The sequence below is a fragment of the Coprobacter secundus subsp. similis genome (assembly GCF_015097275.1).
Lineage (GTDB): Bacteria > Bacteroidota > Bacteroidia > Bacteroidales > Coprobacteraceae > Coprobacter > Coprobacter secundus.
Genome location: NZ_AP023322.1, coordinates 2931227 through 2944286, shown reverse-complemented (window position 1 = coordinate 2944286; position 13060 = coordinate 2931227). Strand labels below are relative to the sequence as shown.

At 37.6% G+C, this 13060-nt stretch carries 6 protein-coding genes; all 6 read left to right on the top strand.

Annotated features, from left to right (window positions below; translation table 11 throughout):
* Positions 1 to 343 precede the first annotated feature (343 nt).
* The 6 genes from Cop2CBH44_RS11675 to Cop2CBH44_RS11650 all read left to right on the top strand — a co-directional run bounded on the left by Cop2CBH44_RS11675 (position 344) and on the right by Cop2CBH44_RS11650 (position 13055).
* On the top strand, positions 344 to 3559 hold the full coding sequence (locus Cop2CBH44_RS11675; protein ID WP_246469115.1) for a SusC/RagA family TonB-linked outer membrane protein: 3216 nt from the start codon (positions 344 to 346) through the stop codon (positions 3557 to 3559).
* Positions 3560 to 3571: 12 nt separating this feature from the next.
* Positions 3572 to 5311: a RagB/SusD family nutrient uptake outer membrane protein gene (locus Cop2CBH44_RS11670; RefSeq protein WP_200754872.1), complete on the top strand. Its 1740-nt coding sequence runs from the start codon at positions 3572 to 3574 to the stop codon at positions 5309 to 5311.
* Positions 5312 to 5371: 60 nt separating this feature from the next.
* The gene (locus Cop2CBH44_RS11665) at positions 5372 to 8137 is read left to right on the top strand and encodes a SusC/RagA family TonB-linked outer membrane protein (RefSeq protein ID WP_200754871.1); all 2766 of its coding nucleotides are present in this window, start codon (positions 5372 to 5374) and stop codon (positions 8135 to 8137) included.
* Positions 8138 to 8155: 18 nt separating this feature from the next.
* Positions 8156 to 9886, top strand: a complete 1731-nt coding sequence (locus Cop2CBH44_RS11660; protein ID WP_200754870.1) for a RagB/SusD family nutrient uptake outer membrane protein — start codon at positions 8156 to 8158, stop codon at positions 9884 to 9886.
* A 30-nt stretch (positions 9887 to 9916) separates the two neighbouring features.
* The gene (locus tag Cop2CBH44_RS11655) at positions 9917 to 11218 is read left to right on the top strand and encodes a DUF5013 domain-containing protein (RefSeq protein ID WP_055097204.1); all 1302 of its coding nucleotides are present in this window, start codon (positions 9917 to 9919) and stop codon (positions 11216 to 11218) included.
* Positions 11219 to 11357: 139 nt separating this feature from the next.
* Positions 11358 to 13055: a right-handed parallel beta-helix repeat-containing protein gene (locus tag Cop2CBH44_RS11650; protein WP_055097206.1), complete on the top strand. Its 1698-nt coding sequence runs from the start codon at positions 11358 to 11360 to the stop codon at positions 13053 to 13055.
* Positions 13056 to 13060: the final 5 nt, after the last annotated feature.

The window sequence follows — 13060 nt, the reverse complement described above, 5'->3', positions numbered from 1 at the left end:
TAACACCACCTCTAAATATATGTTAAAACAATAATCCTGAAAAATCCATATTCAATATCACATTTTATATAATCTAAATATACAAATTATTATCCACAAATCATAACACCGTTATATTTGTATGCTTTTTGTTACATACTAAACGGTCACTGAAATAATACATCTTTACATTTGCATATATCGAAATCATAATCCCGACAAAAATCAAAATATGTAAATGAACAAATAAAACCGGTACAATTATGTCACCATGAAAAACAGTTCTTCTCAATGTTATAGAAGACATATTAAAAAACACAAAAATTCTTTTAGAATCTAATACACATTTAAATCTATTTTAATTATGCAAATTGATACAACTGTTCATTTGTCCCATGCAAGGAGTAAGCTCATGCATATTCTGTTGACAATGGTACTTGTGATGGCGCCATTTTTTACAGATATCGCCATTGCTGATGATTTTTCTGGAATACAGAATCAGTTATCAACTCAGGAAAACACACAATCTGGAAAAAAAATTAGCGGTGTAGTTTTAGACAAGTCTGGTATTCCTATCACCGGAGTATCAGTCGCCGTTAAAGGAACCAAAGTCGGTACAGTTACCGATATTGATGGAAAATTTACACTTACTGTTCCATCTAACGTTTCTAACCTTGTCTTTACATTTATCGGCATGAAACAGCAAACTGTACCTATCGCCAACAAAACCAATCTTACGGTGACAATGGAAGAAGAATCTGTAAATATTGACGAAGTTGTGGTAGTCGGTTATGGCAAACAGAAAAAAGCGACAGTTACTGGAGCTGTTTCAATGGTACAAACTAAGGAATTAGTACAATCTTCACAAGCCAATATCAGCAATGCTTTAGTAGGACGCATGCCCGGTTTATTGGCCGTACAAAAAAGTGGAGAACCTGGTAATGACCAATCCACTATCCGCATCAGAGGTATCGGCTCATTTGCCACCGATGATAATGTAGATTTGCAAGCTCCTCTTGTAATGGTCGATGGAATCGAAACACCTAATTACAACAATATAGATCCAAATGAAATAGAAAATGTATCCATATTGAAAGATGCTTCAGCAACAGCCGTATATGGAGTACGAGGAGCAAATGGAGTCATCCTCATAACGACAAAAAGAGGTCGAGTTGCCAAGCCTAAAGTAAGTTTTTCGACAAACTTTGCTCTTTCCTCTTTTGCCAATCTTCGCAAACAAATGAATGCATACGATTATGCACGCTCTTTCAATGAAGCGATTTCTTATGATGGTTATCTTACCGGTAATTATACTCCTAAATATTCAGAAGAAGACATACAGTTATATAAAGACCATTCTGATCCGCTATTCCATTCCGATACAGATTGGATAGGCCTTATTTTCAGGAAACACAGTCTTCAAACTCAACACAATATCAATATCACCGGTGGTACTGAGAAAGTAAAATATTTTGCTTCAGTAGGGGCCTTTACTCAACAGGGGCTCTACAATAATACCGACATGATAGACGGATTCAATACCCAAGTTCGATATAATAGGTATAATTTCCGTACTAATTTTGACTTTCAAGTAACCGACCGGTTCAGTGTAAACTTAAATATATCAGACCAATTAGAAGATAGAAAAGGTCCGAGTGATAGTACCCCTTATATATTGGCTAATGCCTTTGCACATCCACCTACATCTGGTCCTGGCGTAGTTGACGGAAAAATTATTGAAAATCTTGATGGAGAATACGGTTTTATAGAAAACCCACTCAAAGGGTTAGTAATCGGGCATGGCCATTTACACGAATATAGAAATCAATTAAATGGTTCTGTACGCTTCAACTACAAACTTGATTTCCTGACAAAAGGATTATCCACTCACGCAACGATTTCGTACCAAAATTATAATACACACACGATAAGATATGTAAAAAATATGGTTACATATAAACTAATCGGAGACAAAAACAATCCGATCTTCATCCCTCAAGGGCAAGACGGTAACTTTGAAACCAATGAGATATTTGGGAAAAACCGTAAAGTATATATCGAAGCCGGATTTGATTATGCCAGAACATTTGGCAAACATTCTGTAGGCGGACTTATCTTATATAATCAAAGTAAATATTATGACCCAGGACTTGCCTACCTCATTCCGAATGCTTACCAAGGTATCGTCGGACGTATCACTTATGATTATGCCAACCGATACTTAGCAGAATTCAATATGGGCTATAATGGTACCGAAAACTTTCGGGCTGGCAAACGCTTCGGATTCTTCCCGGCATTCTCTTTAGGGTGGGTATTGTCTGAAGAAAATTTCTTTCCTAAAAACGATGCAGTATCATTTATCAAAATTAGGGGATCATATGGTGAAGTTGGAAATGATAAAATCGGTGGGGAACGTTTTCTTTATCGTCCAACTGCTTATGTCTTCAACTCGGCAAGTGGTAACAACAACGACAATTGTGCATATTGGTTTGGTACTGTCGGGCAAAACTATACTTTATACACCACTTCCTCAGAAGGAAAAATCGGGAATCCTGATTTGACATGGGAAAGGGCTAAAAAAATGAATATAGGAATCGACCTCAGTCTTTGGAATGACCGGATAAAATTAACAGCAGACTATTTCCAAGAAAAACGGGATGACATTTTAGCCAATCGAGGTACTATACCCGACATCGTAGGAGCAAACCTTCCGGCTTATAATATGGGGAAAATGGAAAATAAGGGTTTTGATGGAGAGATTACGTTCCGAGACCATATAGGACCTTTCAATTATTGGTTAAGAGGGATATTTACTTTTGCTCGAAACGAAATTATATTTATGGATGAATCCAATAAACTATATGCTTATCAAAAAAGAACAGGCCATCGTTTAAATCAATACTTCGGTTACATTGCTGAGGGATTTTACAATACTTGGGAAGAAGTCAATGATATAAACCGTCCGGAATCAATGTACAACAACAATAAAATACAACCCGGAGATGTCAAATATAAAGATGTAAACGGTGACGGTATCATCAATACATACGACCAAGTACCTATCGGATATTCCGATTTCCCGGAAATATCATACGGTATCTCATTAGGTGGAGATATCAAAGGCTTTGATTTCTCAATATTATTCCAAGGCTCATCGCACGTATCATTCCGTGCTTCCAAAAAAAGCAATCGCGGATTCCAAGAAGACGGTTCTGCAGTCGACTATCTGAAAGACTATAGTTGGACTCCTGAACGCTATGCAAACGGAGATGAAATCAAATTTCCTCATTTATCAGCAAATGCCTCACAGGAACATAATTATCAAGCTTCTTCACTTTGGATACGCGACGCCAGTTATCTCCGACTTAAAAATGTAGAAATAGGATATACTTTTTCAGGGAAAATATTAAAAAAGATTGGTCTCGACTCTGCTCGTATCTATGTCAATGGAACCAATTTAGTAACCTGGTGTGACCTATTCCCTGGCGAAGACCCTGAAATACCTACTTACAATGATGGTAATTACGAACCTTATCCTATTGTCAAAACTGTAAATATGGGCCTGAATGTCAACTTCTAAAAACAGAAAAAAATGAAAAGACTAAGATATATACCATTATACATCATTCTACTTGTATCGTTCTCATCTTGTAGTGATTATTTGGAAAAAGCCCCGGGTGTAGATGTTACAGAAGATACTATTTTCTCCTCAAAACTTCAACTCGAGACTTTCGTGGCAGGAACCTATTATTGGGGACTACTCAGCGACTTGCCGATGTGGGATGCACGAGATAAACGTGACTGTTTTTCGGGTGCAGCGACAGACGAATGTGAAGCAGCCAATACCTGGTATTGGGCACAAGGCTGGAACACCGCTTCATTGACTGCCTCCGACAACAGAGACTCTCGTTGGACAACACATTGGAAAGCAATACGCAGAACAAATACAATTATCGACCTTATAGATAATGCACCTTTTGATGATCCCAATTATAAGAAACAGGTACGAGGCGAAGCTAAATTTCTTCGAGCCTATAATTATTGGCAATTATTTATCAAATACGGAGGAGTTCCTATATTGCGGCACAGATTTGATTTAGACGATAATTTCTACGTACCCAGAGGGACAATCGATGATGTTGTAAAATTTATGGTTCAAGACTGTGATGATGCTTATACAGATTTGCCTTCCGCATCGGAATACCCCTCAAATTTACGAGGAAGAGCATCAAAAGCAGCTGCTTTAGCACTGAAATCCAGAATCTTATTATATGCAGCCAGCCCGACATTTAATACAGCTACTCCATATATGGATTTTGGAGGAAATAACGCACTAATCTGCTATGGGAATAAAGATGATAAACGCTGGGAAGCTGCAGCAGAAGCCAGTCGATTGGCTATACAAGAGGCTATTAACAGTGGCTTCTCCCTAATCAAAGATAAAGGGGTAGACAAAAATTATCAGTACGTATGGGAAACTCCCGATAATAGTGAAATCATACTGGCAGAAAAATCAAAAGAAGCTATGGGCCCATGGCATTTCCCTTGGGGACCACGTATACCTAACACCGGAGCCTCAGGCTTTGGGCCAGGAAGTTCTCTAACCTACAATTTTCTTAAAAAATATGAGACAAAAAATGGAACGCAGCAAACATGGGACGATAATGGAGGAAATGATTTAATGGCAAAATTGAAAGAACTCGATCCTCGTTTTGCTCAGTCTGTAGCTTACCAAGGACAAAAATGGGACAACAACGACTTATTAGTTTTAGATTTTACATCCAAAGACCCCAACGACCCTAACGACAAAGATGGAAGAAATAACTGTATTGGCGGAGCACTGGTACATAAACCGGTACCTTACAGCGTATCTTCTGTTCAGTCTGTAGTTCCCAACGGTATTATATTACGATTAGGAGAACTTTATTTAAACTATGCGGAAGCATTAAATGAATGTCATAGTACTCCTCCGACAGAAGCCTATGACGCTGTCGACGAAATCAGAGCTCGTTCTGGAATGCCTCCTTTCCCCCGAAATTTAAGTCAGGCAGAATTTCGGGAACGTATTCGCAACGAACGTAGTATAGAGCTGGCATTTGAAGGTCACAGACTATGGGATATCCGTCGTTGGGAAATTGCAGAACAAGAAGGTGTAATGCAGGGAAATATGTATGGAATAAAAATATACAAAATTGCAGGTGTATCGGACGAATATACATATAAACCTTATGTTTTTGAAGTTCGATCATTTAAGACCCGCATGTATAGACATCCATTCCCTCAAAGCGAAATGGATAAATTATATCTGATTCAAAACCCTGGGTATGAATAATTTTCACTTATATAATTTTAACCATAAACAACAAACACCATGACATATATATATAGAAATATGATATTAACGGCCTGTATTTTAGGTAGTTCCCTCTATCTCTCAGGCCAAACATCAGGAGACAGTATCAAGTCTAAATACCTACAAACTCGGGCAATAGCCTTTGCTTCACAACCCGACTATCAGGTATCAAGTGCAATCTCAACTGTTTCAGGAGCAGAATTAGAAAAAACATTCACTCCTAATATATGGAATACTCTTATCGGTCGTTTGCCCGGATTTACAGTAATGCAAGGGTCTGAAGAACCCGGCTCTTTCGGCACAAGTTATGCCGGTCGGGGGATAGCCACTTTTACCGGAAACAATGCACCATTAATTTTAATTGATGGATATCAAAGTACTATTAACCATTTAGTACCAGAGGAAATCGAGACTGTAACATTTTTAAAAGATGCCTCTGCAACAGCAATCTATGGCTTAAGAGGGGCCAATGGGGTGTTATTAGTCACAACAAAAAGAGGTATAGAATCTCCTCTTAAAATAAGTTTTAGTACTCAAGTGGGATTTCAACAAGCAACTCGCCTTCCTGAATATCTAAGAGCTTATGATTTTGCACGTCTTTATAATGAAGCAGAAGCAAATAACGGAGTAAAAACACCGACTTATAAGGAAGAAGACCTTCAAGCCTATCTTACCGGAAGCGATCCCTTGTATCATCCGGATATTGACTGGTATGATCAAGTCTTACGAAAAGCAGCTCCGTTGTATAATTTCGACTTAAACTTCAGAGGTGGCAATAAAATTGTAAAATACTATGTTATGTTGAATATGTTGGGTAACAACGGACTTTTGAAAAGAACAACAGACTTGTCGGAAGACACTAAAAATGAAACTTATCAAAAATACAATGTCCGAACCAATATGGATATTAATGTAACAAAGAACTTCTCCGCACATGTCACATTAGGGCTATCTGTTGAAGATAATGTGAACCCTGGAGGACAAAATACAAGCTCTTTATTCAACACTCTCGATTATATCAACCCGAATTCTTTCCCGGTAAAGAATCCGAACGGGACCTATGGTGGAAATACTAAGTTCAATAACCCGTTGGGAATGATTGCTGAAACCGGATATTGGTCATACAATGCACGTAATCTAAATTCAGCTCTCCGACTAACCGAGAAATTAGATATGATAACACCAGGATTGAGTGCATCGGCAGCCATCGCATTTAACAGTTACTATATAGGATATTCAAATAAAACGAAAGACTTTGAAAGATTTTCCATAACCAAAGGTGCCGACGAAGAACCCATATATGAATTGGCAGGAGGACAGGACGAAACATTAACCGGTGACGAAAGTCAATCAGACCAATGGAGAAATACAACTTTACAAGCTTTCTTAAACTACGATAGAACTTTCGGGAAACACCAACTCAATGCCATGGCTATGTACGAATATGAAGAACGATATGTAGGAGCTGTGCAGCCTTATAGACATATCGGATTTGGCGGACGTTTTACCTATACCAACAACAATCGTTATATCGCTGAGTTTTCCTTTGGAACTCAAGCTTCTGAAAACTTTTTAAAACATAATAGTTTCTTCCCTGCAGGTTCTTTAGGCTGGATTGTTTCCCAAGAAGATTTTTTAAAAAATAACAATATCATCAAATATCTGAAATTAAGAACATCTTATGGGCTTACCGGCAATGATGAAATCGGCGGCGACCGCTTCATGTACGATCAAGAATACATCTATACATCAGATTATTTTTTAGGTACGACAAGCAAAAATCACACAATACGAGGTTTGATGCAAGGTCGCCTGGCTAATCCTGATATCAGCTGGGAAAAAGAAAGAAAATTTAATATCGGATTCGAGACCAATCTTTTAGGAAAACTAGATATATCTTTCGACTATTTTTATAATCGACGTTTTGACATATTATGTATTCCCAGCCGAAACATCCCATCTTATATAGGAGCCGATATGCCATATATGAACTTAGGAAAAACTAAAAATCAAGGTTTTGAAGCCTCTATCCGATGGTCTGATAATATTGGCAAAAAAATACAATATTTTGCCCAATTAGATGGATGGATGGCCAAAAATAAAATATTATATAACTCAGAATCAATACAGACAGAAGATTATTTCTATCGCACAGGTCGGCAAATTAATCAACCCTATTATCTGGAAGCCTTAGGTTTTTATACCAAAGAAGATATTCAAAACCCGGATGTAGCAAAACCTACATGGCAAAATGTACAAGCAGGAGACATTAAATATAAAGACCAAAATGGTGATAATATTATAGATAGTAACGACTGGTATCCTATCGGTAAAACATCAATACCAGAAATAACGTTAGGTCTTAATTTAGGCTGTACATTCTATGGATTTGACTTTACAGCATTTTTTCAAAGTGCGTTGAATAGGGATGTATATTTAGATGCGCCTTATTACAGAGCATTCCAAGGACGGGGAAATGTCTCTAAAGTAGCCTTGAACCGATGGACTCCAGAAACTGCAGCTACAGCAACTTATCCTCGGTTATCAGCATCCGACGACCAAAATAACTACCAAGGGTCAACATTTTGGCTGAAAAATGGAAATTTCTTAAAACTTCGGAATATCGAATTAGGCTATACCTTTAAAAATCTTATTTCAACTGCCAAGACAACTGCTGATTTAAGAATTTTCGTCAACGGTACTAATCTTTTCTCTATCGATCATATAAAAGATCTTGACCCGGAAATTATGTCTGGATATCCGGCCTTAAGAACAATCAGTTTTGGAGCAAAAGTTCAATTTTAACCTTTAAAGAACGGAAAGATGAAAAACAAGTTATATAACATCGTAATTTCAAGTCTGGCAGCATTCCTTTTGTGTAGCTGTTATGACAGCTTGGACAGAGAGTTACGCACAACTTTGACAAAAGAACAGGTCGAAAAAGAATATGAATATACGCGATACCAAGCAATGTCATTATATACTGATCTCGAAGAAGGATTCTTTGCATTGGGAAACGCAATGCGAGCATCAGCATGCGACGAGGCAGAATATACATATAAAGGAGGTGCCGAAACATTCAATTCGGGTTCGTGGAATGCATTCAATAATCCAGATGACGTGTGGACCCAATATTTCAAAGCAATACGTAAAGTAAATGTATACCTGGATCCGAATAAAAAACCTGTCAATCTGGACGCATATAAAAATGACCCAAGTGAAAACTCTCAGGCCATTTACAAAACCCGTACAGCAGAAATAGCAAACTGGTCCCGTGAAGCCAGGTTCTTACGGGCTTTTTATTACTTTGAACTTATAAAACGCTATGGAGGTGTCCCTATCTTCACAGAAGCGCTCAATCTGGATACAGATTTTGGTACCATTCAACGAAATTCATTAGAAGATTGTATCAAATTTATTGTTGACGAATGTGATGACCTATCGGATGACGAAAACGGACTCCCCGTAACATACGATGAAGATAATTTGGGTCGTGTAACAAAAGGAGCTGCATTAGCCTTAAAAAGTCGAGTATTATTATATGCTGCAAGTGATTTATGGAATAACCAAGTGTGGACAGGAGGTTATGCTCATCCGGAATTAATTTCTTTACCTAACGGAGACAACCCGGAAGTTCGCAAAGAAAGATGGAAGGCTGCAGCTGACGCAGCAAAAGCCGTAATAGATTTGTCTGGTGAAGCCGGTTATAATTTAGGGTCAAATTACGCATCATTAGGAAAAACATTCGAAGACCCAGAATTGATTATGGTACGAAGAAGTTGGGCAAAGAATGATTTTGAAAGACTAAATTTTCCCATTGGCTATCCTAATGGAGAAGGAGGCATTACACCTTCCCAAAATCTTGTAGATGCTTATGAGATGACAGACGGGTCCACATTTGACTGGAATAACAACAGGCATAAATCAGAACCGTATTTTAACCGAGACCCTCGATTGGCAATGACAATATACACTAATGAAGCCGCATTCAAAGACACACACCTCGAATGCTGGGCCGGAGGGAAAAACGGAAAAGGCGTAGCGAATGCCACAACAACAGGTTACTATTTACACAAATTCATTGATGAAGACTTAGACTTGGCCCAAGGCCGAACAAGCATTCATACTTGGATATTTTTCCGTATTTCAGAAATGTATCTAAACTATGCAGAAGCACTAAATGAGTATGACCCGGGAAATGCAGATATTGCTATTTATGCCAGTAAGACAAGAGGGCGAAATGGCGTAAATATGCCACCTTTCCCTTCAACTTTAAGCCAAACTGAAATGAGAGAAAAAATACGAAATGAAAGAAGAGTTGAATTGGCCTTTGAAGATCATCGCATGTGGGATGTACGACGTTGGATGACAGCTGAAAGAGACTTGAACGAACCTCTATACGGAGTAGAAATAACACCGGGGTTAATCAGTATGAAATACGAAAAAATCGAAGTAGAAAAAAGAGTTTTCGAAAAGAAAATGTATTTTTATCCTATCCCCCAAACTATGTTATCTACCGAAGGTGTAGACTGGCAACAAAACCCTCTTTGGTAAAAACATCTATTAATAATAAAATACACGATTATGAAAAACAATATAAAAAACGGCATAAAGATACTCCTTATATCATGTATTGCGTCATTAGTAACTACATCTTGTGAATATAAGGAAATTGCCGACGCAGAATATTCTGATCAGATACTATATATGCCCGGAGCTAAATCGGGTATATATAGAGTAAATGAAATTTCACAAAACAACGCACCATATCGTTATCGACTGGATATGGAAAACAAAAAAGTTATTGTCCCCCTGGGTATCTACCGTGCCGGTGTAAATAATAAAGGAAATGTAAATGTCGATATAATTATAGAAAACCAAATCGTTCAAGAACTTATAGCAGGAGGAGAATTAACAGATGAAGAAAGTGGCCTAACTTCAGAAATCTTACCGCAGGATAAATTTTCGGTTCCATCCTCTGTACAAATAAAAAGCGGAGAAGAAAAAGCAACTTTCGATTTGGCTATAGATTTGCAGTTCTTATTGGATAACCTACACAAACGATATGCCACAGCTGTAAAAATTATTAACTCTAATATTAAAATCAACGAGGCATTAAGTTATCTGGTCATTGATTTCGATACCGATTTTCTGATTGCTCGGCCCGGATTTACATACTCTTCCGAAAAGAACGGTACAATAGTTACATTTACCAATACAACAGCATTTGGCGTTAATTATAAATGGGACTTTGGGGACGGGACAACCTCTGACGAAGAAAATCCCAAGCCCCATACATATCCTTCTTTAGGAGCTTATAATGTAAAATTATCAGCCACAAGCGTTACAGGAGAAGTTATCGAATACTCCAGTGTAGTACATCTATGGGAAGACATTACAGAAACCTATATCCTAAATCCGGGACCATTTAAACGTAGTGACAGGCCTACAGGTAAAGTAGGTATTCTTCAGGATTGGAGTTATACTCCTAACGTATTAGCTTCAAATGGAAAAGGTGGATATTATCTCGAAAACGGAGGTGTCATGGACTTCTACTCATCTTCTGCCGACTTAACCAATGCTAAAATCTATCAATCATTACAACTACCTCAAGGTGCGTACAAAATAGCCTTTACTCCATACAAATTTACTGGAACAAATACTTGTTATCTGGTAGTATATAAAGGTTCCGAATTACCGGACATAAACAACATAGAAAATAATCCGGACGTATTGGGAAGTTATCTCTGGAATGAAGATGTTGGAGAAATAGAGCAAGGCGTAGAATTCAGCCTCGACTCGAACCAAAATGTTACCATCGGTTTCATTGTATCGAATCAGGCCAAATCTCGTCTTCAAATAAGCTCTGTCAACTTATACCGATAAGATATTCCGGTAATAGTTGATCCCGAAATAGCGAATTACCTCCATGAAATATAGCATTTTACTCCCTTATATATTCATGGAGGCTATTTCCCAAAAAACAAAATAAGTTTCTTATCTTACAAACAAAAAATAATATAATATGGGCACCACATATCGTCACAACAGTGTAAGTATAATACTCAAAAATATTCTTATCATAAGCACTCTTATACTATTTATCCAATGCCAGTTTCATGGAGAAAAAAACAGAGGCAAAGATTTTGATTTACAAGGATTTATCAATAAAGAAATTGCTAAAGGCAATAAAACAATAACTATTCCTCCCGGAATATATCGTATAACACCCCAAAACCAACAACACTTATATTTAAAAGATTTATCTGACATTTCTATTATAGCGGATGACGTAGAAATGATTTGTACAGAGACTACTCGCGCAATCACATTCGAAAACTGTAAAAATATATCCTTAAAAGGTATGACCATTGACTATGACCCCTTATGTTTCACACAAGGAGTCATTACTAAACTCGCACCGGATAAATCTTATATCGAATTTAAATTAGATGATAACTATCCTGATAATCTTGTTGAACGAATTGAGATATTTGATGCGCACACTCATAACCTCAAACGGGAAACTTACTACGGATGGACGCCTTTTGAAAAAATTGGAGACCGTACTTATCGTGTCAGTAAAGGAAAAAACTATAAATACAACCCGAACATCGACAAAGAGGAAATAGGAGACATTCTGGTAACAAATAATGACTATACACCCAACGGAAATATGCCTCATGCAATTTATAGTGATGAATGCACGAACTTATGCCTTGAAGATATTACTTTATACTCAGGTAATTGTTTTGGTTTTTTTGAAACAAACGGAACAAAGAATAATTACATTAGGTGTAAAATAGACCGGAGACCTCCCGAAACAGACTTGTATAAACGTCCCCAAAGAATACGCTCAAACGATGCCGACGCTTTCCATAGCAAATTTGCATATGTAGGTCCTCAACTTACAGAGTGTTTTGCCCGATACCAAGGAGACGACGGTATCAACATATGTGGCAAATATTATATGACAGCCGGTGGGAAAAACAAGACCATCCGTGTTATTGTACCTCACTCGTTCGACCTCGAAGTAGGAAATGAACTCGAAATTATGACCATTGACGGTAATCGATTACCTAATGTAAAAATAGTAAAAATTGAAGATGGTGGAACAATATCCCCAAAAGAAATAGACGGTATCAAGCGACTAAATCAGAACGAGGGAAATAAAAAGAACTTGACACAACCAAACAATAAAATCATAAACTTAACTGTCGATAAAGACGTTAATTTCCCTTTAGGAAGTATCATTGGTGACAGAAACCGTGTCGGAAGCGGCTTTTCCGTAAAGAATTGTTATTTTGGCTATAACCGCTCACGAGGTATTTTGATAAAAGCCAGTGATGGAGAAGTTTCCGGAAACACATTAGAATGCAACAACATGCATGCTGTTCTTATCACTCCAGAAGCATGGTGGCTCGAATCCGGATGTTCAGACAATGTCGTAGTCAAGGACAATACTATTATCGGAAACGGACATCCGGAAGCTATATGTGTTACCGGATTCGGATTTACCGGAAATACACCACCGGCAGGGCTGCACAAAAACATTACAATAGAAAATAATAATATATCTGACTGCTACATTCCTTGCATCTATGTAGGCTCAACATTAGGAGGAACAATTAAAAATAACCAGATTACCAATCCTAAAAAGACTGGAGAAAAAAGTAGTCTAATCGAGACTAAGAATTGCGATATGTTAGAAACCGACTTATAAAAATT